We start from the raw sequence: 24,726 nt of genomic DNA, 5'->3' as shown, positions 1-24,726 counted from the left end.
CCACTACAAACTAATTAACCATAGCAGTCTTATATACTACTTTTTCACCTTTAAAATCTTTTATTACTTTACTTGCTATATTATTAATTTTACTAAAAACATTGGCTGCATCGTCAGAGTTCAAGATATTTATACCACTGTATTTCTTACCTATACCATTAATAGAAGTTCCTAGTTTAATACCACCAACTCCTTTACCATTTAACCACCAACGATCATGAATTAATGGCTCTTTATTTATTTTTGTACCTGCGAAAAAAAACTCAATTCTAGGGTTTTTATCTGGACAAATATTGTCCAACCAATAACTTTCAATATAATCATCCAAATCATCAAAACCACCATTATCCTTCATCTCCTTTATTAGCTTTTCATATACTGAAAGGCTAGTAATTATTTTTATATCCGATGAGAAATCCCAATCTAGACTATCGACTATAAAATTTAAATCCTGAAGACTAAAATATGGTTCCGAGATAAATATTTCATCTAACTTGCTATTTTCAACCCACAATTTAATGAAATCTACAGCCTTTTTATACTCTTCATCACCGATATCCAGTACAACAGAATCATCAGTTTCAACTTGACTATCATTAAATGCTGTTTTTATTTTATATACCTCACAAAACATAGAAGAGTTGGAGATGAAGCTATCGAAAATAGGTTGTAAATTAGAGTACAATATATTTTTTTGTTTGAAGTTATCCGCATATGCTTGAACAAAAAAACTTAAAACTACATGTAAATTATCTGCATCAAGATTATCTATATTTCTCATAAAGTCCAATAACTGTGGAGTCTTTCTTCGAACTGCTTTATTTGAATTCAATTTAGCTAATTGGTCATTGCAATATTTTGAGAATTCATCCTGATCTACTAACTCAAGCTTTTTTGAACCGAAATCAGAGAAACTCTCCGTCAACTTTTCTTGCTTCTTTTTAAATTCTATATTTTCAGAAATTAATTTAGAACGATGAGGATCACCGTCTGTTAGCGATGTCAGTGTAGTCGACAGCTTTGGGTCAATTTCGAAGAATGAATCTATTAATCCTCTCATTTTCTTTTGGAGTTCGTAGGTTTTTTCACTTGTCGTTAAAAATAAAGCATCTTTCAGAGCCCGTTTTACAGTACTTCTACAAATATCTTTACAAGATGAATAAATTGTTTCAATTAGATCTATCCTTTCTATAGATATATTTACTAAGTTAGTCTTTTCAATCAAATCAACTAATAAGCTTTTTCTTGTCGTTGGTTTCAAATTAGTTGCTAATTCTAATATGCAACTTTCTGTATATATAGAATCAGCTAAATTATTAATTCTACGTGCTTTTTCAAGTAACCCTTCCCATAAAGTAGTACTTTTCAAGTTTTGATAACTTAACTTCAAAGCTTCTATACATAATTTATAACCATCATGCTTGATACCACCGTCCATTGGCATTAACTCAATTATAGAATCATAAAATCCTTCAATCTCTAATTTTTGTGTAGCAGTGAAATTATCTCCTTTGCATAGTGATTTTAAACACAACGTAAGGCGACGAAGATTATTAAAAACCAACCAATCTGAACTAATTTTACTCAATAGTGAAAATATATTTTTAACTTCGAGATAAGAAAGCTTATATTGATGCTTATCTGTATGATAAAAAGGATCAAAAACCATCGTTTTTTCAAATATATTTGAAATAGTTATACTAATAGCCTCATTCTTCAGATTTTCGTCAGTAACTTTACTTAAACAATTAAAGAAAATATCTTTGTCATATTTGTAAATAACGGGAGATAACGAAAAGAAAACTAGTGAGTACTCTTTTACTGTTGATGTTCCATAACTATCTAATAATTTTAAAATGTGTTTTTCTATAACAGAGTTTGCTTGCCCTTCATGAGAGTTATTTTGCAAAGATGAAATTAGCTTTGAAAATAGCCTTGATTTTTCTATATTACCGCTAAGAATATTAATTCGACTGATAATTTTCGCTACATTATCCTCATAAAAATCTTGTTTTAACAATGAGTTATTAACTCTAATTGCTAATTCAATACAGCGACTGTAAGAAGTCTTTATTTCAATTACATCAATCGTAGAGTTATTCCTTATTTCTTTAATTTCTTCCCTCAAATACGTTGCTAGTTCACTCTCACTTTTTAGTAAAATGTTTGCTAAGCTAAATCCTGCATTAACTTTATTCCAATCTGCATCAATGTAACTAAATGATTCCTTTAACTCTTCAATTAAATTATTTCTAACTTGTTGATTTTCACCTTCCATTTGATTTACTAGACATAATAAATGAGCTATAAATTGAGATTTATCATTATTATTTGTGATTCTATTTTTTAGTTTTCTTAACTTATTAAAATCGGATTTATTTATAGAATCAAGAACATGAAACCTACTAGCTATAACTCGAGAAGCTCTTGTATATTCATAATCACTTGATATTTTTTTTATGACACTTACTACGTTATCTATATCAAAATTTTTATTATTAAATACATAACTCATTACTGCATAACAAATAGCTTCATTCTTTCTTGCTTCAGTATTCAATTGAGCACACCAGTTTATGGCTTGATTAAGACTAACCTTTGCTTCTTCTGCGATAACTTCCTTTAAAAGTGTAAAGTGTTGTGCTGACTCAATTAGAACCTCATCAAATATAGAGTTTTTGTATTCAATCATTGCTCCCCAGTATACTTTGAAATCACTATCGTGCCACGCTGATTGAATAACCATTATAGATCTTAGAGTAACTAAAAGGTCAGGTATTTTATTTCTGACATAATTTAAAGTTTCTTTATGCCTATCTGTCTTATTTAGGTTTTTAGTCTCAAAAACTGCAACATTTAAACACAATGCAACATAATCAACAGTAGGACCTGTTTTTTCTAAGCGAGGTAGTTGATTTAATATTTGATTATAATTTTTCATTGAATAATCATCATCAAAACCTTTTATAAAAGAAGTAGTTAAATCCTTATACTGTGTACAAGTAGATGCAAAATCAGCTGATTCAGTTATCAAATCAAGGCAATGACTTAATAAATATTGTGCACCTTTGTAATCTGGAAATGCTTTTAACCCTTCTGTAATCAATCCTATTTTATCACCATTGCTAATTTCTAGACTTTCTATTTCTTGAAAAAAGCTTTCAACACTAGAACCTGCTTTAAAATCTTTAATCTTTCTGAGCGAGTCTTTAAATTTATCGTCAATATTAAAACCCTCAAGGTCAATTGAATCAAGTTCATCCTTATTTTTTAAAACAGCCTCAAAATATAACCTTGCATAAGCATAATCGGATTTATTTCCTCCACTCCTACCAACTTTATCTATATAAGAAATAATTTTGAAAGATAACTCTGGAAATATTGGAAAAATAGAGACCGATATATCCATTGACGTCTCAGCATCCAAATGCTCAATATTAAGATTTGAATATAAATATTCTATTTGTAATAAAACATCCTCATTTACGATCATGTTTGTAGATTTTTGCGATGTAGCTATCATTGCTAGTATTTGAATTTTATCTTCAATAAGAGTGATTTCGTTAGCTAAGTTGATAGCTGAACTATAGTCTTCCTCTTTTAAATAACATTCAATTTCACTTTTTAAAACAGCTATTTCTGATACCCCTTTGAATAGAGAGTGAAGTTGAGTAAACTTTATCCTATCGACTAAGTACCTATCATCCGCTGTGGAATTCATACCTATTTTTATTGCTTTAGATAATGTATTCAAACTATTACTTTCTTTGTATACATCAAGTATTGACTCGTTACTCAACCCTTCTACAACACCATCGAAATCTTCAACCTCTTGTTTATATTTCAAAATTGAAAAAATATTTTCAGAGTTTATTTTTTTATTTTCAATATAGTCATCTATAATTGGCTGAACTAAAGCTCGATTATTTGACAACTCTAACTTAAGGTAAGATTTTAAAGCTGGATTTGCGATCTCTAAAAAATCCCCCTCAAATTTAATAAAAGATATTTTTTGCAAGGTTTTTTCTATATAATCTAAATCCAAGTCAAAAACATTTAAAAAATCTTCACACCTTATTTTTAAAGGGTTATATATCAGGAAAGATAACAGATCTTTATTTTCATAAATTAAATCTTTATTTAGCCTAAATTCAGCCTCTAATATTGTTTCATTATGTTCACCATACTCTTCTAAAATATCATGAACTGTGAAACCTTTATCAATAAGTCTTTTTATTGAAATTAACTTTTCCGGTATACAAGGGTATGCAGAAACTATTTTATTTACATCTTCTCTCTCAACATTTGAAAAAAGAAGTTCACACTCTTGCTTGTTCATGAGCGGAATTGGAAAGTAGTCAATAGGGGACTTTGCTTTAATGAACTTTTCATAAATAAACTGCTGATTTGTTGATATAATAAAAGTCAAACACTTCAAATGAAAAGGCATTATGTTTAATATTGATTTTACAGAATCTATACTTTCAAGATTATCAAGACCATCAATTATAAAAACAGTTTTTAATTTCTGAGCATCGCAATGTCTAGCAAGTGAAGAGCATAGTTTAGAATACATATCTCGACCACTTGACATTCTATCATCTAACCCTCTATTGTAGATCATCCAAGATAACTGTTCCGATATATCTTGTTTTATAATTTCTTCGTCACAAGAAAAACCACTTATTGGATTTAGGAATAAAGTTATTACGTTGTTATCTAACTGCTCGGTAAGTTGAGTTAAAAAAACTGTTTTACCTATACCTGGTTCCCCAGTAATAAAAATATTTCTATCTCCCTTATTAATCTTGTACATGCAATCACTAATAGCGTACTCGCGATTAATATTGATCTCCGGCTTTGGAAAATAAAAATTACTATGTTTGTAAGGTAAGTCTAACTCTATATCATCCATAATGGTTCCATAATTTTATATTGAATAGTTAATGCTTTTATTAAATCACAAGTCATGCGTGATGTTACTCGCGCTATCATAAACACCAATCTACCAGTACACTCCAATTCCCCGTGATCACACCTGAAACTAAGTTAATGATGAGTAATTTACAGCATGGATGCTGTACAAAGCGTAGCTTGGCCATGGATGGCCTATCTACGCTGATTACGTTCACATCATTAACGTAAGTTGAAGATCAAGTTTGATCCTCGGGTGCGCCGAGAGAGTCCAGAGAGAGGTCGGCGGCAGCCTCTCTTTGGTTGCCATCGCCAACGCGATAAAACCTCAAATAGAGGTTTTTAATCCCTTAAAAATCCTGCACGCAAACTCTAGGTCTGTACGTTAAACTTCACTATCTACACGTTATAACTTGGCTTATCTTCCGCCACTAAACCAAGCTCATTATTTTGCTGTTGATAAACAGCACTTTCTGCAAACTCAAAACTATTTATGCCTACCCACAATTTGGCGCTGTTTGCCTGTGCAACCTGATACGCCCAGTCGCTCACTGAGCGTGATTTTTCGGCATCACAATTAAAATAATCGCTCAACTCACGAGTTATATGCTGGTTATATATAACGAGATTTTGTTCTTGCCAGCGCTCACGGTGCTCTTGCGCAGCTAAAAAGTCGCGTTTGCTGTTATTGCATTTACTATGAGCTGCCACAAAGTTGTGGCCTAAATCGTTGGCGTAACGCGTAAACGGAATAAAGTGATCAACCTCGGTTTTGCTGTTTAATGCCTTTTGACAATAAAAGCAGTGACCGCGTTGTAGTTCTATTAATACAGGTTTTGCTTTATTGAGTGCATTGCGATCAAAGCCAAATAAAAAGTCATGAAGTTGGCTTTGTGGGCCGATTAGCGCTTGGTTGTATTTAATACTTTGAATTTTTTGTAGCCATGCATTTTTAGCTAAGTACACAACTAAGTCGTAAAAACGTCTAAAACAACTGGCAATACCTGCATTTAAGGTAATGTATTGCTGCCCTTTAACATGAGGATATAAGAAACACTCTTCCTTGCCATTTAGCTTTTGTAATAACCATAACGGTCCATCTTTAATGGTTTGTAACGTTGTTCTGCGTATGTTTTTCCAATCACTGCACTTTTTTAATTGGCTAACTGAATTAATGTTATTTAATTTTGCATCGTGCAGTGTGGTGATGATTTTGGCTTGTTTTTTGGAGTTGGTATTTTGTAAAAGCAGCTGGTCTCTATTATTACCAATGGCACCAAAAGGAGATGCTTGATGCCAATACAACGCAATAAACTTTTCGACTAATTCGTCAAACGTTATTGGTAATTGCGCATTCGGATCTATTTGCTGTTTTTCAATGCTGATATCAGCAAGCGCATGCAACAAGGCAAACTTGTAAGTGGCACTAAAGTCCCCTTCCACCAGCATGCGTTGAATATAAGCGATAAAGTCGAGCTGTTGCTGCATAGCCATATCCAAACTATGCCTTTAATGAAGACTTTGATAAAACGCTGAGGGCTTCTTTTAAGCGCATAAGCTAAATCCTGTTACTGCGGCTTAAAATTAGTAAACCGCTCCATGGTTATTTATTAATACTAAATAACGAGCCGTTAAGCTGCTATTAAGTTTAAAAACAATCTAGCACGAATGACCATGATAAATATAGGGTTTATCGATGAATAAAGTGGTTGCTCTAAATTAACATGTGAGGGATTCGTTTAAAAATGCGGCATAACGAGGTATGCCGCACTGTCGTTTTGTAATTTATAAGATTAAAGACTTACTTTGGCGTTCGTCTATGCAAAATGGCGTTTAGCCATGTTTCTGAGGCGCGCTCTGGGCGCTGGTCGGCGCTTTGCCACGACTTTAAAATAAACAGATTGGTGTTTTTAATAATGCTTTCGAGGCCAACTTCGTTTAGGTCGGTAAATTCGCGACCGTTGTGTTCACGCTCACCGTCGCCGTATTTAAACGATACATACACAATACCTTGAGGTTTAAGTGCGCGGGCTAGGTTATTAAAGGCGTCGGTTAAGTCGTTTTTTGAGACATGAATTAAACTTGCGCAGCACCAAATACCGTCGTATTTTTCAACGTCTTTTAGGTCTTGAAAGCTGCTTACTGCCACCTCTTGATTTAAGTATTCTGAGGCTAGCTTGGCTATTTCGGGGCTTATATCAAACGCATCAACGTTAAAGCCGCGCTCTTTAAAAATAAAGGCGTCGCGGCCAGAGCCACACCCAGCATCTAACACGGTGCCATTTTTTGGCAGCAGCGGTAAAAACTCATCGTAAAGCTGAGTTAAATCTACATCGAGCGTGGCATCAACAAATGCTTGTGCGTTTTGGTTGTAGTAATCGATTGTTTTGGTTGCCATTTTACGTCCTTTATCGTGGCAGTAGTGCTTAGGTTAAAAATAGCATTAAAGCGAGATATCGGTAAATAAAATGAATGAAGAAAGTTTAAATTGGCCAAACTAGTTAAATAAAGCACGGCATGAAACCGTCGTTGCATTTTTACTGCTAATCGCCCCAAAAGTGTTAATTAATTTAAACACGCGAAGTATTCCCCCTGCCTACCTCACGACTAATTTAACACTTTAGCAGGTAAAAGCTGCGCCATTGCACGCGTTATGTTTGATATATAACAGGTTATTTGTTGCAAAAGTCACAATTTAATAGGGCTTTTGTCGCCCATTTCTAAACATACGACTATAATGTTAAATGAAATCAACATTCTTAATACCAAATACTAGGGATACACAATGAAAAAACTTCCTATCGCATTGGCGCTATGTGCTGCTTTCGTGTCTGCAAACACGCTTGCAGAAGTTCGCATAAATGGCTTTGCTTCAATTGTGGGGGGTAAAACTCTCGACGACGACACAACTTTATACGGCTACGATAACGATATCTCTTTTAAGAATGAGAGCATGTTTGCTTTGCAGCTTTCAGCTGATTTACAAGAGAAATTAAGTGCGACAGCACAAATTGTTGCCCGTGGCGATAACGACTTTGACGCTGAGTTTGAGTGGGCTTATTTAACCTATGAGTTTACCGATGAGCTGCAACTAAGCGCAGGTAAAATGCGTGCGCCGTTTTACCGCTACTCAGACTTTTTAGATGTGGGTTACACGTACCGCTGGGTTCGTCCACCGCAATCAGTGTATAACTTACCGTTTTCGACCTATGAGGGTTTAAGCTTATTGCACAATACCCAATTAGGCGATTGGGACTCTACCTTGCAAGTTATTTACGGCAGTTTCGATGGTGATATTGCGGTTGTATCTGTTAATGGCGACACTGAGTTAAACGACATTGCGGGTATTAACTGGACTCTAGCCTACGACTGGTTTAGCGCTCGCGCTGCTTACTTTGTTGCCGAAACAACCATTGATATTGCAAATGATACCGACGCAGGTATTGCACTTAATGGCTTAGAGCAAGCATTACGTGGTGCAGGCTTTGTTGATCAAGCCAATGATATTGCTGCAAATGAAGATGATGGCTCGTTCTTTGCGATTGGTTTTTCGATTGATTACAACAACATTTTATTTGACGCTGAGTACACTGAGTTTGAAGTAGAAAACAGTGCGCTGGCTAAACAAACACAATATTACACGTCGGTTGGTTATCGAATGAATGAGTGGACCGTTCACTTAACTTACGAAAACAACGACGACAAACACGATAGTAATCGCTATAACGCGTTACCTGCTGTACCGCCATTAAACGCGGGTATTAACCAGGTATTAGAGGGCGTTAAAGCAAAAAGTAACGTTTACACCATTGGTACTCGTTATGACTTCCACCCGTCTGCCGCTTTAAAAGTTGACTTTAGTCGCTTTAAAGATGACATCACTGATACAGAAACTGATGTCGTTGCTGTTGCTGTTGATTTAGTTTTTTAATTGGAGTTCATAATGAAAAAATTACTATTAGCTACAGCGGTAACGCTTTTATCGAGCACCGCTTTTGCAGACGTTGCCGTGATTGTTAATCCGGCCAATGGCAATGCAATTGATGAAGGCACCATTAAAAAGATCTACCTTGGTAAAGCAAAGTCGTTCGACGATGGCACTAAAGTAAACCCTGTAAACCAAGATGGTAACAGCGTGAGCGATGAGTTTAACGACAAGGTGGTAGGTAAGTCGAGCAGCCAGCTTAATGCGTATTGGTCTAAGCTGGTTTTTACCGGTAAGGGCACGCCTCCTGAAAAGCTGGCGAATGATCAAGCCGTTATTGACTTTGTTGCCTCTAATAACGATGCGATTGGCTATATTGATGCTGCGAAAGTGACCGACAAAGTAAAAGTTATTGCGACGTTTTAATCGGTATTTGTTTACGTAGTAAAAAGCCACTTCAATATGAAGTGGCTTTTTTAATTTTAGCGTGTCGTTCTTAGCTTATTCAACTTTAAATTTTGCTGTGGCGTCTAACAGTGAGTCAGACAGGTAATGTAAGTTTTTAGCAACATCGCGTACTGCCGAAAGCGAGTCCATGGTCTCTTCGAACGACATGTGCATGTTAGACACATTTTCTACAACCATGCTGGCAACAGAGGTTTGCTCTTCGGTTGCGGCGGCAATTTGCGAGTTCATGCCGTTAATTTCTAAAATTTGCTCAGAGATTTTCTCAATCGATAGGCCTGTATTCTCTGCAGCTTCGGCGTTGTTCATTGCCATGTCGCGCGCTGAGTTCATTGCATTTACCGATTCACTGGCTGCGGTGGTAAGTGTTGAAAGCAGCTCTCTGATTTCATTTGTCGATTGCGATGTACGTGAAGCCAGTTCTCTTACTTCGTCGGCTACCACGGCAAAGCCTCGACCTTGCTCACCGGCGCGCGCGGCTTCAATTGCAGCATTCAGCGCTAATAAGTTGGTTTGCTCTGCAATTGAAGTGATCACGTTCAAAATTTGCGTTACGTTTTTAGTGTCGCTTGCCAATTGGTTGATTGTTGAAGCGGCTTGGTTTATTTCGTCGCTTAAGGTGCGTGACTCTATCACTGAGCGCTGAATTTGCGTGCGGCTTTGCTCTACTTCGCGCTCTGCTGTTTGCGCTGCTTCAGATGCACTTGCAGCAGAATGAGAGATGTCGGCCACGCTTTGGCGCATTTCTTCCATTGATTGCTTCACTATTTCTGCATCGGTCGTTTGTTTGGTTGTGGCTTTTTCGGCGCGTTCCATACCTTGTACTAATCGGGTTGAGTTTTCCATTAGCGGCTCGCACACTGCAATTACTTCAAGTACTGCGGCCTTTAATAGCTTTATAAAGGCATTAAAGTTAATGGATACATGACCAATTTCGTCTTTAGCATGCACAGCCAGCTGCGTGCTTAAAGAGCCTTTGCCATCTGCAAGTAAGCGTAAGTTGTCGGCAGCCGCACTTGCAGACGAGCCAATACCACGGGCAATCCAAATTGAGGTAATCACCAATAAAACTAACGATATAATCGACACAACGAGCATTAAATGCAATGCGTTGTCAGAACGCGCTTTAGTGGCTTGTACTAATTCAAAAAAGCGGTCATCAGCGCGCGCCTGAGCCCCTTTAAAGCCGGTGAGTACGGCTTCATATAGCTTTGTTTTTTGCTGTGCCTGCTGCTGAATTTTACTAAAGTCGGCTGTACCGTCGATCATGGAGCTGGCAATAGCAGAAGAGGTTTTTGCGTATTGCTGTAGTTTTTCTTTTGTTTCTGCGTTCACATAGCTGTTATTGATAGCAATAATATTTTGCAGGTTTTCGTTAATTACTTTGTACGTTTGTGCTGCGCTATCGACTAAGTCTGACTCGCCAAAGGTGACCGCTTGTGTGTATAGCTCATCGAGCTTTTCGAGTAAGGCCACATTTGCCGAGGTGAGTTTAACGACTTGATAAGACGACTTTTCTAGCTCATCAAGTGAGCCTCTATTATCGCTCATCGCGATATAGTTGGTTAGCACAATAATGACAAATGCAATGACTGCAATGCATGTTATGGCATGAATTTTTTTTGTAATACTTAGATTTTTAAATGAAATACCTGCAGACATTGAATCCACCTTTGCTGTCTTGTTACCTAGTATTATCGCCTGTTTTCCCTAAAGTATTAATTATATTTCAATTTTCAGACTTTATTCGTATAAATAAAGTGTAGTATCATCATGATATAGGCTTAACTTGTGTGATTTTTCTAGTATAGCAGTTATCTAAATTGACACGCTTTTTGGTGTCAGTATTTTTAGATGTAATTCATTTATTTTCGCTAAGTTAGCAGATTATTTCGAACAGAAAACCGGTGTTAATTTTGGGGGAAAGGTTACATTTAGGGCGACAATTCTAGGCCATGTTTATAAGGCATGCCCCTACTGTATACCCCAGCCTTAACTTAAGGCTTGTAAAGTATGTTTGCTGGCTGTTTATTCGCTGCACACCTTACGTGTTAAGCAACTAACTAGCATAATAATCACGTTGAAACGAAAAAAGGCCCTTTCGGACCTTTATGTTACACGGGCATTACTGGGCGTTTTGCTTTGCAACTAACGCTTTTAAGCTGTTACCAGCAACAAACAACGACGCTGCAAACAACCCTATATCTTTTAATAAAAACTCACCCACAAAGCTCAATACAGGAAAACCGGCATCGCTCGTAATACCTGATAAAAACACCATCATGCTAATGGTTACTGTAAATAACGCCATGGATAACAGCCCACCAAGCACCGATAAAGCGGGGTTAATAAAGCGTGCGAAAAATAATAAGCCGATGATAACTTCAAGTGAGCCTAAAAAGTTTACTAGGCTTTGCTTTGAGAAAAGGGCATACATCCAGGAAACCAGTGGGTTATTAGCTATCATGCCGTACATGCCCTCAGCCTGCCCCGCAGAAAACTTAATACCACCAAACCAAATATAGATGATACCGAGTGTAATGTAGATAAACGGCACACCTGCTTTTTCTAGCTTTTCACCAAGGGCGTTAAACGTTGTTAATTGTGTATTCGTAAAAGCCATGACAGCTCTCCTTTATTTAACCTACTAGTAGGTAGGTTTGCTAGGTAAAATTTTTTGAGTGCTGAACTAGGCCAGCATCTCAATCCATGCATCACACGTTTGATTAAACAAACCAGCATGATGCTCACTTCGGTTTAGCATAAGTGCGCCTTTTATTGCGCAACATATAATGACCGCTTGCTGATAAGCAGTCGGTTTAAAATTAAACTCACCGTTATCAAGTCCGACTTGCAAAATATCACTGAGTATATTTAGCTCAAGATCAGCCATTTTTAATACCTGCTTTTGCAGCGGTTCGGCCATGAGTCGCAAGTCGGTTTGCATGGCGTAAATACCACACATTTGCCCATCGTTCGCACAACTTTGAAACACAGCAAAATAACCTTGTAAACGTGCTTTGGCTGATGGCAGCGTTTTTAAGTGTGATTCTAGCTGCTTTAGCTGCTCGCATTTTAACTGACAAAACGCAATGCCCAAATCGGCTTTGGTTGCAAAATGATGATGGATACTCGCTTTGCGAATATCGAGCTCTTTTGCAAGGTCTGCATAGCTAAAACCATGGAAACCATTGCTTTGAATAAGCGCATCGGCGTGTTGCAGTATGTTTGTATATGTCGTGTTCATGTTGGGGATATTACCTACCAGTAGGTAGGCTTGCAAGTTATTTTTTAATCAATGCGTAAAATAAATCATGCCTGAGCATAAAAAATACGGTGCGTTTAAGGCTAAAAGCCGCGTTATTTTCTGGCATGAGCACAGCGAGTAAGCTGTTTTTAAAAACGACTTTTTAAGCTGCATTGCGTTTTAAGTGCACTGTTAAAGGTTCACTGTGAGAAACATTTTTTAATCGATTGATCTGTTATCAACAGCTTTATTATCAATTGTTCTTTTGTCAGTTTTTTATTGTCAGTGTGTTCTGCTAGTTAAAGGCTTGTAGCAATGTACTTAAGCGAGCAGCACCACACAGAACTAAAAGATTACAACAACCTATGTAAAACAATACAGACGAGAACATTGCACATTTACGAATTTACTAGCACTATTATATAAGAGAGTACTTAATAAATAGGTAAAAAATGCGCACTAACCAAACTAATTGCCAGCAAGTAAGCTGTAAACAGTGTGAAGACAACTTAGAACTAGGCTTTGACTTCACCATGGCTTTTCAACCTATTATTGACTGCTCCGCAAAGAATATTTTTGGTTACGAAGCCTTAGTGAGAGGCCCTAATAATGAGTCGGCTTATTCTGTTATTTCTCAGGTTAATGACGATAACCGTTACACATTTGATCAACTGTGCCGTGTTAAAGCCATTTCTCTTGCTGCAAAGCTAGCGTTACCGTCTATTTTAAGTATTAACTTTTTACCTAATGCGATTTATCAACCTGAGCGTTGTATTAAAACGACGCTAGCAGCCGCCCAAAAATACAACTTTCCTGTTAAGCAAATAATGTTCGAGTTTACCGAAGTTGAACAAGTCGAAGACACCGCTCATATAAAACGCGTTATTGAGTATTATCAATCACTTGGATTTATTACTGCGACCGACGATTTTGGCTCTGGTTACTCAGGGTTAAATTTATTGGCCGATTTCCAAAGTAATATTATTAAGCTTGATATGGAGTTAGTTCGCGATATTCACCTTGATAAAGCACGCCAAACAATTGTTAGCCACTGTATTGCAATGTTCGAAGAGCTTAATATAACGCCTCTTGCCGAGGGCATTGAATGTATTGAAGAATACCAATGGCTGCGCAGTGCTGGCGTCAGTTTAATGCAAGGGTATTTATTTGCTCGCCCAGGATTTGAATGCCTACCCGAGGTCGATTTTAGTTTGTTGAATTAGCATAAGCTGCGAAATTCGAGCTACGAGGTGCGAAGTGCGAGCTGCTAAAAGCGTAATGCGAGATACGAGGAGCGAGTTACGAAGTGCTAAGTGCTAGCTACGAAATGCGAGCTACGAAGTGCGAGGTACGAAGTGCGAGGTACTAGGTGCGAGGTGCGAGCAGCGAGGTGCGGACTAAATACGCGATGTAGAGTCATTGCTACCGATTGAACTTTTCGCACGAAATAAATTTCACGCCTACACTGTTTAAACTGTGTAGGGTGCAAATAGGGCAAGAAAGTCTGTTTTATTAGCTCTAATCTTTCCTCGTTAGTATTCATATAAATTTAATAGCCTTCCGGTGGGTGGATCTGTATAATCCGCGGCCTATTATTTACCCTATTGCTTGTTTATTTTCGCAGTTTTGCACCATAACCCTGTCAGTATTTTTCTAGGAATAATTCGTTGATCTCAACCGCAAATATCACCATGCAATTTGGCGCAGAGCCGTTGTTCGAAAACATTTCAGCCAAGTTTGGTAACGGTAACCGCTATGGTTTAATTGGCGCAAATGGTTGCGGCAAGTCAACCTTTATGAAAATTTTAAGTGGTGCACTTACCCCTTCTTCAGGCAACGTGTCGATTACACCAGGCTTAAAAGTCGGTACGCTAAGCCAAGACCAATTTGCGTTTGAGCAATACACAGTGGTTGATGCGGTAATAATGGGCGATACAGAGCTTTGGAAAGTAAAGCAAGAGCGTGACCGCATTTACTCATTACCAGAAATGAGCGAAGAAGACGGCATGAAGGTCGCAGAGCTTGAAAGTATCTTTGCCGAAATGGATGGTTACACGGCAGAAAGCCGCGCTGAAGAAATTTTAATTCAAGCAGGTATTGAACAAGCGTTTCATTACGGGTTAATGGCCAATGTAGCACCGGGTTGGAAACTGCGTGTGTTATTAGCACAAGCGCTGTTTGCTAATCCTGATATTTTGCTTCTTGATGAGCCAACCAATAACTTAGACATTTACACCATTAACTGGTTAGCCAATGAGCTTAACCAACGTAAGTGTACGATGATTATTATTTCGCACGACCGTCACTTTTTAAACTCGGTTTGTACGCACATGGCCGACATTGATTATGGCGAACTGCGCATTTACCCGGGTAACTACGAAAAGTTTATTGAGGCATCTAGCCTTCAACGCGAACAATTACTGGCCGAAAATGCGAAGAAAAGCGCTGAAATCGATGAGCTTCAAGACTTTGTAAACCGCTTTGGCGCTAACGCCTCTAAAGCAAAGCAAGCGAGTTCGCGTGCTAAACGTATGGATAAAATTAAGCTAGATGAAGTTAAATCATCAAGCCGTATGAGCCCGTCATTGTACTTTGACGAAGGCAAAAAAATGTACCGCCAAGCACTTGAACTCACTAAGTTAGGCCATGGCTTTGACGGCGAAACCTTATTCAGCGGCGGCGACTTATTACTTGAAGCGGGTGCAAAACTGGCTGTTATTGGTGAAAACGGCGTGGGTAAAACGACGTTTTTACGCTGCTTAGTGAACGAACTTCAAAGTAACGAAGGGGTTGTTAAATGGTCAGAAAATGCAAGCGTTGGTTACTGCCCACAAGACAGCACTAAAGACTTTGATAACGACTTAACTCTATTCGACTGGATGTCGCAGTGGCGCACAGCCAAGCATAACGATTTAATGGTGCGTGGCATGCTAGGGCGTTTGTTATTTACCGCAGACGATGCCAACAAAAAGGCGCGCAACTGTTCTGGTGGTGAGAAAAACCGTTTGTTATTTGGTAAATTAATGATGCAAGACATTAATGTACTCGTAATGGATGAACCCACGAACCACATGGATATGGAAGCCATCGAAGCGCTTAACAATGCGTTAAAAGATTACGAAGGCACGCTTATTTTTGTGAGCCACGACCGTGAGTTTGTTTCGTCATTGGCAACCCGCATTATCGATATTAAGGACAAACAGATCATCGATTTTCAGGGCACATTTGACGAATATATGGATCATGTTGCACAACAAGAGTCATAACCCCTTTTTATACAGGTGAGCTATTTAGCTCACCTTTTTGTTTACGTTCAGTTACATAATACCTTTGACCTACTTACCCACTTTAGGTAATTTACATCTCCCTTACAAAACATAATAAATTTTTAGGATGTAAATGAAAAAGTTCCTTGGCGTATCGGCACTGACGCTTGCGCTCACGGCCTGTGGCGGCTCATCAACAGATAAAAAACCAGATGATAAAGTAGTACAAAATACCGCACCTACATTGTCTGGCTCATTAACAATAAATACAAAAGCACTTGAGCCTGCAACCTTAGTGGTTGATGTAAAAGATGAGCAAAACGATACAATCACTGCAACAATCATTGATAAGCCAGAATGGCTGAACCTGTCTAGCAAAAATAACCAAGTCACCTTTAAAATTGAACCCAGTTTGTTCGATATTGCGAACCATACATTTACGGTTGAGGTGTCGGATGGCAAAGCGACTAATCAGTATACGCTCATTGTGAATGTCGCTGAAAATCGCGAAGCATGGCAATCTATAACGTTAAGCGATGACGATATAATCGGTAATTGGCACACTAAGGATGCGAGCATTCAACTCATTTTTGCCTCGAAAGATAGCGGCGTTCTATCACACAATGGTGAGCTAAGTGCTTTTAAATGGTCAAATCCTGACGTGGTAGCGTTAAACACACACGCTATTGACTGTGTTTTGGACTGTTCTCAAAAAGCATTGATTGAAATTGATGTTTTGGCTAAGCGTGATGATGCACTGCGTGTTGAGTTTTTTAATGTATCTGAAGACAAAGGCGACGTAGTTACATTGTATAAAACACAGCCTGAATTACGCTCACACTATTATGTTGATACCCGTGTGAGTACATTTCACACTGTAAATCATTTGAATACAGAAGCAGAAGAAAGCTACTTTGAGTTTGTGTTAGCCAGCTCAGTGCCGACTCCCTCAGGAAAAACACTATTCCAACCTTATGCCGATTTTTCGGCGATGCTTAATGGCACACAACTTACAATTACTAGCGACACGCTTGTTAATACGTATAACACGTCGCAATTACACAAAGATGGCTACGAGTTTAATGTTGCATTTGACTTAAACTTAATAGATGCAGAAATTATTGCGCAATTTGATGACTTTTTGGTCGTAAAAGTAAGCCACAATTTAACTTATCACGATGAAATAACCCCAAGCCAAATAGCTGAGTCAGCAGAGCTTGTTGCCGCAATGCAAACGCAAACATCGATCGGCACATTTCGCCGTATTACACCAACCGCAGTACCCAACCTTGAAATTGGCACACGTTATACAGGCCGTTTAGATAATAAGATTGCAGACACTGGCGAGGGTTTAACATTACGCTATGTGCCTACACACTTTGCTATAACGGCTGCTAACCAAGCGACCGTCACGTTTAACACACCAAAAAACAACGATTCATTTAAGTGGCATTACACCTTAGATAATAATGGCGAAACCATAAAGTTAACGGGCAATGGTTCAGATACATCATTGCAATTTTTTACAATGCACACAGGTAAAATGCTTTATGCGCTTGAACGTAATAAAGAAGAGCGCCAAGCACGCCTAGCCTACGAGCTATTAGAAGTCATAGACGAAACCAATATCACATTAGCTGATTACAAAGAGGTATTCAGCTACTTACGCCAAGACTTTATCATCGGAAATAATAAAGTATTTTGGTTTATTAACGACGATGGAAAGGGCAGCTACTATTTCAACTCTAGTTTTGGGGAGACAGACGCTGCTTATTTCACACCAAACGCATACTGGCAACTCGAAAGCGACAATAGCATTACGTTTGCATTGATGTCTTTGTGTCCAAACGCTGATGAGTTTGTAAGCTGTAAAAACGAAATATTAGCCAATGAAACTGGCAGTTATTTGTCATTAACTAACTTTAAAATGCTTTATAAAGACAGTGATAAATACATTTTCGACCGCTTAATATGGCAACGTTTATATGATTACAGCGATCAAGTTTATAAAGAAAACGTATATCAGCATAGTTATTGGATGGGTCAGCAATAAGCAAACTGGTTTAGGTTTTTGTTTTTAACCTGCGCGCGTCAATTGTTTCATGATGTGGTTACACACTATGGCGCGATGGCGCGCGAAATAAATTTCACGCCTACAAGTACGGGTTACGAGGTGCGAGGTTCGAGCTACGAGGTGCGAGCTGCGAGTTTCGAGCTACGAGCTACGAGCTACGAGCTACGAGCTACGAGCTACGAGGTGCGAGCTTAGAGATGCGAGCTTAGAGAGTCAAGCTTAGCGCTGAATACGCGATATAAAATCGTAAAAAAGCGCGCGAGATAAGTTTCATGGCTGCATTGCGCGGTATTTTTTCGTGGCATTTATATTATAAATTTAAAGCAGGGATGATACGCTGGAGACACTTTTTTAAAAAATGGTGGGAAAGGATAATGGTATTATTACGCGTAATATTAATCTCAGCAGTAGCGCTGTTTAACGTAAGTTCGGTGCTAGCAAATAATGAAAAACTCAGTTACGACGCTGAGTTGAGTACGTACTCGTACGACTACCCTGTTAAGTTTTTTAACCTGTCTTCTCAACAATCTTCTTTAAAAATGGCTTACTCGTATTTAAAACCTAAGGGTGATAAGCCTACCGTTGTGCTTATGCATGGTAAAAACTTTAATGGTCATTACTGGACATCGACAGCAAAGTATTTAAATGAAGCGGGCTATGGTATTTTAATCCCCGATCAAATTGGTTTTGGTAAGTCATCAAAGCCTAAAGATTATCAGTTTTCGTTCCCTGCCCTTGCCAATAATACGCATCAATTAATTACCTCGTTAGGTATAAAACGCCCAATTGTTTTGGGGCACTCTATGGGTGGAATGCTGGCAAGCCGCTATGCATTAATGTTTCCTGAGCAAGTGCGAAAACTTATTTTATTGAACCCGATTGGGCTTGAAAACTACCTTAGCTATGTTCAATACAAAGACACTGATTTTTTCTATGATCTTGAGCTTGGTAAAACACCCGAGAAGATCATTGCCTATCAAAAACAAAACTATTATGACGGGAAATGGAATCAAGACTATGAGCAACTTACGCACTTTTTGAGTGGCCAAATTGAGGGGCCTGATCATGAGTTAATGGCATGGGTTAATGCTAAAACCTATGACATGATTTTTACTCAGCCGGTTATTACTGAGTTCGACCAATTTAAAATGCCTGTTGCTTTAATTCTTGGTACTCGCGATAGAACAGGTCCTGGCCGTAACTGGAAAAAGCCGGGTGTAGAATACCAACTTGGTCGCTATGACGAGCTGGGTAAAACGGCCGCTAATCTCATTCCTACTGCGCACTTAATTGAACTAAAAGACATTGGTCACTTGCCTCATATTGAAAATTTTGAGCTGTTTAAAAAGGCGATGAATAAAGCGTTAGCCTTTAAAGAATAACGCTCATAATGTGCGTATTTTTGATATGCAAGCGATGCTTACGCTTTAATAATATTGCTATAAAAAAGGCCACAGCAATGCTGTAGCCTTTTGATATTTATCAACTTAAATTAAAGATCAAAACGGTCAGCGTTCATTACTTTCACCCATGCGTCGACAAAGTCGTGTACAAAACGTGCTTTGTTATCGTCTTGTGCATAAAACTCGGCGTATGCGCGTAAGATTGAGTTTGAACCAAACACTAAATCAACCCGTGTTGCAGTCCATTTAGTAACGCCTGTGCTGCGCTCAATTATGTCGTAATAACCTTTGCCTATTGGTTTCCACGTGAAGGCCATGTCGGTTAGGTTTACGAAAAAGTCGGTGCTGAGTGTGCCTACGTTATCGGTGAATACACCGTGCAAAGTCCCATCATAATTAGTGCCAAGTACACGCATACCACCCACAAGTGCTGTCATTTCTGGTGCCGTTAAGCCCATTAATTGCGTGCGCTCTAACATGAGCTCTTCTGCTGATACTGCATACTCTTCTTTAAGCCAGTTACGGAAACCATCGTGTATTGGCTCAAGCACGTCGAACGACTCGGCGTCGGTCATGTCGTCAGTTGCATCACCTCGCCCTGGTGCAAATGGTACGGTTACATCGACCCCTGCAGCTTTTGCTGCTTGTTCTATTGCTGCACTGCCACCTAGCACGATTAAATCGGCAAGGCTTACTGGCTTGCTTAAATCTGCTTGAACCGACTCAAGCGCACTGAGTACGTTGGCTAAACGTTTTGGCTCGTTGCCTTGCCAATCTTTTTGCGGTGCTAGGCGAATACGTGCTCCATTTGCGCCACCTCGGTGATCTGAACAACGGTAGGTGCGGGCACTATCCCACGCGGTAGTAATGAGATCGGCTTGGCTTACGCCACAATTCAGTAACTTGGTTTTAAGCTCGCTAATTTCGCTGTCTGTTAGCGTGTAATCGACCGCTGGGATCGGATCTTGCCAGATCAGATCTTCATTCGGTACATCGGCCCCTAAATAACGAGACTTAGGCCCTAAATCACGGTGCGTTAACTTAAACCATGCACGCGCAAACACATCGCTGAAGTATTCAAAGTCGTCGTTAAAACGCTCGATGATCTTGCGATACGTTGGGTCCATTTTCATCGCCATATCGGCATCGGTCATAATTGGGTTTAAACGAATAGAGGGATCTTCAACATCAACCGGTTTGTCTTCTTCTTTAATGTTAATAGGTTCCCACTGCCACGCACCTGCTGGGCTCTTTTTAAGTTCCCAGTCGTAGTTAAGTAGCAAATAACAATACCCGTTATCCCACTTAGTTGGGTGCGTTGTCCATGCGCCTTCGATTCCTGATGTCATGGTATCGCGGCCAATGCCACGCGAGGTATGGTTGTTCCACCCTAAGCCTTGTTCATATACATCAGCGGCTTCTGGCTCTGGGCCTACATTTGCTTCGCTGCCATTACCATGCGTTTTACCCACCGTGTGACCACCGACGGTAAGCGCTGCGGTTTCTTCGTCGTTCATTGCCATACGAGCGAATGTTTCGCGCACTTGCTCTGCCGTTTTAAGTGGATCGGGGTTACCGTTTACACCCTCTGGGTTTACGTAAATTAAGCCCATTTGTACCGCAGCCAATGGGTTTTCCATGGTGTTTGGTTTTTCTACATTGCTGTAACGTTCATCACTCGGAGCGAGCCATTCTTTTTCGGCTCCCCAGTAGATGTCTTTCTCTGGATGCCAAATATCTTCGCGGCCGCCCGCAAAACCAAAGGTTTTTAAGCCCATTGATTCGTACGCCATGTTACCGGCTAGAATCATTAAATCGGCCCAAGATAATTTGTTACCGTATTTTTTCTTAATAGGCCAAAGTAAGCGGCGTGCTTTGTCTAGGTTGGCGTTATCGGGCCATGAATTTAAAGGTGCAAAACGTTGGTTACCTGTGCCACCGCCACCACGACCATCTTCTAAACGATACGAACCAGCAGAGTGCCATGCCATGCGGATCATTAAGCCACCATAATGGCCCCAATCAGCTGGCCACCACGGTTGGCTTTCGGTCATGAGGTTTTTTAAATCGGTTTTTACAGCTTCAAGGTCGAGAGATTTAAATGCTTCGGCATAATTAAAGTCTTTGCCGTATGGGCTTGTTTTGCTGTCGTGTTGATGAAGAATGTCGAAGTTTAGCGCGTTAGGCCACCAATTTGTGTTTGATTGAGCGGTGACCGTGTTACTACCATGCATTACCGGGCATTGACCCGTTTTTCCATTACTCATTTTTTGCTCCTTATAAGCTAAAATGTGACGAAATATTTTAAATCTCAATTAAATGCAGTTTCGCCATAAAAGGGATTTTCTGTTAGTTATGAATCACTAATCAGTTAGAAGTTCCCGTTATTTAGAACTATAGGAGTTGTATGAAAATAATGCCAGACCCCAAACGCGACTTTAAATCGATTGCTCTGATAGAAAAATCTGATTTGTGTTAACAGCGAAAGTCGACCATTTTATAAGGGTATTAATTAACAGTGAGTCCCATATGAAAACCATTAATCCTGATGTTGCTAAACAATTAAGTATTAACTTTTTCATCGCCAATTTGCCAATATTAGTATTAACGGGGATCATCGCTGCCTCTATCGCAGGACTGGCTTTTAGAAGCCCATTACTATTTTGGCTCGTGCTTATTGTTACGCCATTCAGTATTAATTATTTATATTCAAAAAGACGTATCAAACAATTTTGTAAAGACAACCGCTGCGATGATGTGTCGTGTCTTGGTAAACGCACTGATTAAATTTTAATTTTATTACCCTGTCACCAGATTATTTTCACTCCATTTAGTCTATTTTTTAGTTAGTTAGGCTATTTTCATCGGTAATTTAAAGGTTACAGCAACACCTTGATCTAGCTCGCTCGCTATACTTACTTCGCCTTGCAATGCTTGGGTTGCAAGGTTATAAACAATTGACATACCAAGCCCACTGCCTCCTGTACCACGTTTGGTGGTGAAAAAGGGTTCAAACACTTTATGTATTACCTCTGCGCTCATGCCGTGACCGTTATCTTTATAGCACAGTGTGTATGTGTCGTTTTCGTGGTTAACGGTCACTACTATATCAATGTGATTTTGCTGACGGCCCGTAAACCCATGCACACAACTATTATTCACCAAGTTTAATATTATTTGACTTAAAGCCCCGGGCACGGTGATCAGATTAAGATCATCGTCGCACTTTATGGTCACTGTAACGTTATGACCGCGGGTCAGCGGCATTAAACTGTGCACTATGTTTTCGAGGTAATGCTTAATGTTTGTTTCAAGTAAGTTAAGTGAAGACTGATCAACGGCGGTCTGTTTAAAGTCACTAATCAGCTTTGCAGCGCGCTCAAGGTTAGTGAAAGATATTTTAAAGCATTCATTTAAATGGTTCATACCATCAATAAGCGCAGCCTTTGTTAAGGTGTTTGACTGGACAAGCTTATCGAGTTCGGTGAGTTTATCTTTTGCAGAGCTATTTGCCGTGACGGCGATGCCAATAGGCGTATTAACCTCATGCGCAATGCCGGCAACAAGATTACCTAGCGATGCCATTTTTTCGGATTCTATGAGTTTTTCTTGGGTGTCTGTAAGCTCTGTTAAGGTTTTTTCGAGTGTACGAGTTCGTTCTGCAACCCGTTGCTCTAATAGTTGATTTGAGCGCTCTAGTTCAGCGTTGATGCGTTCATTTTCTTGCGCCGATAGCGCACGCCCATATAAATCGGCTAATGCCCCGATAAATGAACACTCATCTTCTGTCCATTGGCGTTGTCCGCCAATGTGTTCACAGCAAAAAATACCTATCATTTTGCCTTTATAACGAATGGGAGCGTCAAGCATCGCACCAATATTGAGGGGAGCAAGGTAACTTTCGCTAAATTCCGATGTTGCAGGGTCTGTGTGAGCATCAACAGCGGTAATCGTGCGCTGGGTATCGAGGGCTTTAAAATAAGCAGGATAAGCATCACGAGGCAATACGATCATTTGGATCTCTTTGCCGTTTTCTCTGTCGAGTAGCAAACGACATTCAATCGCGGTGTTTTCTTTATTTAGTAACCATATTCCTGCCCGACCAATTTCAAGGCCATCAAGTACAGCATTTAGAATTAAGCGTTCAGCTAATTCAACATTACCACTATCAAGATCCGAAGACATTGATACGCCGTAAAGCAGTTGGACTAGTTGTTGGCGCATTACACTCACCTTTTAGTTGCAGGACACCTTAAGTCTAGACGAACATAGAAAATCTGAGATATCAAAAATTACTTTTTAGAAACTCTTTTAGTATTAAGTAGTTGTTCAGATTAAAGTGGCTATATTGTACCTAACTCCTGTTGATACCCCCTACAACGTTATGTTGTTTAAGCAGTTTGACCAGCTCTATTTTGAGCTGGTTTTTTTTTGCCTAGTCCACACAGGCCTCGCATGTTAAAGTTACTTTAGAATTCACTAAACAATGAATATGTCATGCGTTATACCTTAATTTTATTCACCTTTTTAATGAGCTTTAGTCACTTTGCCAAGGCTCAAACAGCACAAGAAAACAGCCCTGCCTTAACCGAAGCAGAGCAACAACAGGCACTCGATAAACTGCAAGAGCCTATGTATAAGCCTTTGTTAGAGCGCTATATTCTTGATGAGCTTAAAGCGGTACGCCAAGATCAACAAAAGCTGCGTGAAGATGTAACAAAACAAGTTACTCATACCCAGTTAGATACTGCCGACCGTGCATTAACTTATACCACCGACACCATTAACAATGTGTTTTTCATTATTACTATTACGGCATCTATTTTAGTGTTAGTTGGTTGGAACTCATTACGCGATGTAAAAAATAAAGTAGAAGACATTGTAAATACACGAGTGAGTGCAATTACTAAAGAATACGAAGAACGCTTAAAAGTACTAGAAGAAAAGCTACGAGAGCGCTCTGAAGAAATATTAACGAACCAGAAAAAAATCTCGATCACCAACGAAGTACACTCTCTGTGGATGCGTGCGAATTTAGAAAGTGATGTAGCTAACAAGATTGAAATTTTTGATGAGATTTTAAAACGTAAACCAGAAGATGTAGAAGCAATCGCGTATAAAGCCGATGCACTATTAGAAATTAATCAAACAGGTGAAGCGATTGAATTGTGTAATCAAGCGCTCGAAATGGACAGTGACTATGGTTATGCCTATTGGCAACGTGCCTGTGCTTACGCGCTGTTACACAAACATGCTGATGCGATGGCTGATATTCGTATGGCCCTTGAGTACTCGCCAAACTTGCGTAATGAGTTATTACACGAAAGTGCATTTGCAAGCTTACACGATAACGAAAGCTTTAATTCGTTATTAAATGAAACGGCTTAAGCAGGTTCGAGGTTCGAGCAACGAGGTTCGAGCAGCTAGGTTCG

16 protein-coding genes are annotated in these 24,726 nt (G+C 39.1%); 8 read left to right on the top strand and 8 right to left on the bottom strand.

Annotated elements, in window-relative coordinates; translation table 11 throughout:
* Positions 1-10: 10 nt before the first annotated feature.
* The 3 genes from H3302_RS17200 to H3302_RS17190 all read right to left on the bottom strand — a co-directional run bounded on the left by H3302_RS17200 (position 11) and on the right by H3302_RS17190 (position 7,312).
* Positions 11-4,915 carry an ATP-binding protein gene (locus H3302_RS17200; protein WP_182396680.1) on the bottom strand — a complete coding sequence of 1,635 codons (4,905 nt, stop codon included), beginning with the start codon at positions 4,913-4,915 and terminating at the stop codon, positions 11-13.
* Positions 4,916-5,313: 398 nt separating this feature from the next.
* On the bottom strand, positions 5,314-6,402 hold the full coding sequence (locus tag H3302_RS17195; protein ID WP_259369920.1) for an HNH endonuclease: 1,089 nt from the start codon (positions 6,400-6,402) through the stop codon (positions 5,314-5,316).
* 313 nt (positions 6,403-6,715) lie between these two features.
* On the bottom strand, positions 6,716-7,312 hold the full coding sequence (locus H3302_RS17190; RefSeq protein WP_182396678.1) for a bifunctional 2-polyprenyl-6-hydroxyphenol methylase/3-demethylubiquinol 3-O-methyltransferase UbiG: 597 nt from the start codon (positions 7,310-7,312) through the stop codon (positions 6,716-6,718).
* Between the two features lie 387 nt (positions 7,313-7,699).
* Between H3302_RS17190 and H3302_RS17185 the strand changes: the two genes are divergently transcribed.
* Both H3302_RS17185 and H3302_RS17180 read left to right on the top strand, forming a co-directional pair.
* Positions 7,700-8,845 (top strand): porin, encoded by a 1,146-nt coding sequence (locus tag H3302_RS17185; RefSeq protein WP_075593398.1) that lies wholly within the window; start codon positions 7,700-7,702, stop codon positions 8,843-8,845.
* A gap of 12 nt (positions 8,846-8,857) precedes the next feature.
* Complete coding sequence (locus tag H3302_RS17180) at positions 8,858-9,265, top strand: phosphate ABC transporter substrate-binding protein (protein WP_065979240.1); 408 nt, start codon at positions 8,858-8,860, stop codon at positions 9,263-9,265.
* Between the two features lie 75 nt (positions 9,266-9,340).
* On the opposite strand, the gene H3302_RS17175 is transcribed toward H3302_RS17180, so the two are convergent.
* The 3 genes from H3302_RS17175 to H3302_RS17165 all read right to left on the bottom strand — a co-directional run bounded on the left by H3302_RS17175 (position 9,341) and on the right by H3302_RS17165 (position 12,551).
* On the bottom strand, positions 9,341-10,966 hold the full coding sequence (locus H3302_RS17175; protein WP_036972510.1) for a methyl-accepting chemotaxis protein: 1,626 nt from the start codon (positions 10,964-10,966) through the stop codon (positions 9,341-9,343).
* Positions 10,967-11,429: 463 nt separating this feature from the next.
* Complete coding sequence (locus H3302_RS17170) at positions 11,430-11,927, bottom strand: DUF417 family protein (RefSeq protein WP_182396677.1); 498 nt, start codon at positions 11,925-11,927, stop codon at positions 11,430-11,432.
* Positions 11,928-11,993: 66 nt separating this feature from the next.
* Positions 11,994-12,551 carry a TetR/AcrR family transcriptional regulator gene (locus H3302_RS17165; RefSeq protein WP_074988467.1) on the bottom strand — a complete coding sequence of 186 codons (558 nt, stop codon included), beginning with the start codon at positions 12,549-12,551 and terminating at the stop codon, positions 11,994-11,996.
* 452 nt (positions 12,552-13,003) lie between these two features.
* On the opposite strand from H3302_RS17165, the gene H3302_RS17160 reads away from it, so the two are divergent.
* The 4 genes from H3302_RS17160 to H3302_RS17145 all read left to right on the top strand — a co-directional run bounded on the left by H3302_RS17160 (position 13,004) and on the right by H3302_RS17145 (position 19,273).
* Entirely contained in the window at positions 13,004-13,774 is a 771-nt protein-coding gene (locus H3302_RS17160; RefSeq protein ID WP_074988466.1) for an EAL domain-containing protein, read from the top strand.
* A 444-nt stretch (positions 13,775-14,218) separates the two neighbouring features.
* Positions 14,219-15,817 (top strand): ABC-F family ATPase, encoded by a 1,599-nt coding sequence (locus H3302_RS17155; protein ID WP_074988464.1) that lies wholly within the window; start codon positions 14,219-14,221, stop codon positions 15,815-15,817.
* Between the two features lie 133 nt (positions 15,818-15,950).
* On the top strand, positions 15,951-17,870 hold the full coding sequence (locus tag H3302_RS17150; protein WP_182396676.1) for a hypothetical protein: 1,920 nt from the start codon (positions 15,951-15,953) through the stop codon (positions 17,868-17,870).
* Between the two features lie 395 nt (positions 17,871-18,265).
* The gene (locus tag H3302_RS17145) at positions 18,266-19,273 is read left to right on the top strand and encodes an alpha/beta fold hydrolase (RefSeq protein WP_182396675.1); all 1,008 of its coding nucleotides are present in this window, start codon (positions 18,266-18,268) and stop codon (positions 19,271-19,273) included.
* Between the two features lie 110 nt (positions 19,274-19,383).
* Here the strand turns inward: H3302_RS17145 and katG are convergent, their stop codons facing one another.
* Positions 19,384-21,561 carry a catalase/peroxidase HPI gene (gene katG, locus H3302_RS17140; RefSeq protein ID WP_118844993.1) on the bottom strand — a complete coding sequence of 726 codons (2,178 nt, stop codon included), beginning with the start codon at positions 21,559-21,561 and terminating at the stop codon, positions 19,384-19,386.
* A gap of 262 nt (positions 21,562-21,823) precedes the next feature.
* On the opposite strand from katG, the gene H3302_RS17135 reads away from it, so the two are divergent.
* The gene (locus H3302_RS17135; RefSeq protein ID WP_065979235.1) at positions 21,824-22,081 is read left to right on the top strand and encodes a hypothetical protein; all 258 of its coding nucleotides are present in this window, start codon (positions 21,824-21,826) and stop codon (positions 22,079-22,081) included.
* A gap of 63 nt (positions 22,082-22,144) precedes the next feature.
* Here H3302_RS17135 and H3302_RS17130 read toward each other — a convergent pair whose 3' ends face one another.
* Positions 22,145-23,518, bottom strand: a complete 1,374-nt coding sequence (locus H3302_RS17130) for a GAF domain-containing sensor histidine kinase (protein WP_065979234.1) — start codon at positions 23,516-23,518, stop codon at positions 22,145-22,147.
* A 273-nt stretch (positions 23,519-23,791) separates the two neighbouring features.
* On the opposite strand from H3302_RS17130, the gene H3302_RS17125 reads away from it, so the two are divergent.
* On the top strand, positions 23,792-24,682 hold the full coding sequence (locus H3302_RS17125; protein WP_036972521.1) for a TPR end-of-group domain-containing protein: 891 nt from the start codon (positions 23,792-23,794) through the stop codon (positions 24,680-24,682).
* Positions 24,683-24,726: the final 44 nt, after the last annotated feature.

Origin of the sequence: Pseudoalteromonas sp. MT33b (assembly GCF_014117385.1) — a bacterium.
Lineage (GTDB): Bacteria > Pseudomonadota > Gammaproteobacteria > Enterobacterales > Alteromonadaceae > Pseudoalteromonas > Pseudoalteromonas lipolytica.
Note: the sequence above shows the minus strand (reverse complement) of the source record. Positions and strands in the feature narration are given on the sequence as shown.

Excerpts from the sequence above, each read along its gene's own strand:
- H3302_RS17125 (WP_036972521.1), top strand. The coding sequence starts at position 23,792 with ATGCGTTATACCTTAATTTTATTCACCTTTTTAATGAGCTTTAGTCAC.
- katG (WP_118844993.1), bottom strand. The coding sequence starts at position 21,561 with ATGAGTAATGGAAAAACGGGTCAATGCCCGGTAATGCATGGTAGTAAC.
- H3302_RS17135 (WP_065979235.1), top strand. The coding sequence starts at position 21,824 with ATGAAAACCATTAATCCTGATGTTGCTAAACAATTAAGTATTAACTTT.
- H3302_RS17180 (WP_065979240.1), top strand. The coding sequence starts at position 8,858 with ATGAAAAAATTACTATTAGCTACAGCGGTAACGCTTTTATCGAGCACC.
- H3302_RS17160 (WP_074988466.1), top strand. The coding sequence starts at position 13,004 with ATGCGCACTAACCAAACTAATTGCCAGCAAGTAAGCTGTAAACAGTGT.
- H3302_RS17130 (WP_065979234.1), bottom strand. The coding sequence starts at position 23,518 with ATGCGCCAACAACTAGTCCAACTGCTTTACGGCGTATCAATGTCTTCG.
- H3302_RS17200 (WP_182396680.1), bottom strand. The coding sequence starts at position 4,915 with ATGGATGATATAGAGTTAGACTTACCTTACAAACATAGTAATTTTTAT.
- H3302_RS17165 (WP_074988467.1), bottom strand. The coding sequence starts at position 12,551 with ATGAACACGACATATACAAACATACTGCAACACGCCGATGCGCTTATT.
- H3302_RS17170 (WP_182396677.1), bottom strand. The coding sequence starts at position 11,927 with ATGGCTTTTACGAATACACAATTAACAACGTTTAACGCCCTTGGTGAA.
- H3302_RS17145 (WP_182396675.1), top strand. The coding sequence starts at position 18,266 with ATGGTATTATTACGCGTAATATTAATCTCAGCAGTAGCGCTGTTTAAC.
- H3302_RS17195 (WP_259369920.1), bottom strand. The coding sequence starts at position 6,402 with ATGCAGCAACAGCTCGACTTTATCGCTTATATTCAACGCATGCTGGTG.
- H3302_RS17175 (WP_036972510.1), bottom strand. The coding sequence starts at position 10,966 with ATGTCTGCAGGTATTTCATTTAAAAATCTAAGTATTACAAAAAAAATT.
- H3302_RS17185 (WP_075593398.1), top strand. The coding sequence starts at position 7,700 with ATGAAAAAACTTCCTATCGCATTGGCGCTATGTGCTGCTTTCGTGTCT.
- H3302_RS17190 (WP_182396678.1), bottom strand. The coding sequence starts at position 7,312 with ATGGCAACCAAAACAATCGATTACTACAACCAAAACGCACAAGCATTT.
- H3302_RS17150 (WP_182396676.1), top strand. The coding sequence starts at position 15,951 with ATGAAAAAGTTCCTTGGCGTATCGGCACTGACGCTTGCGCTCACGGCC.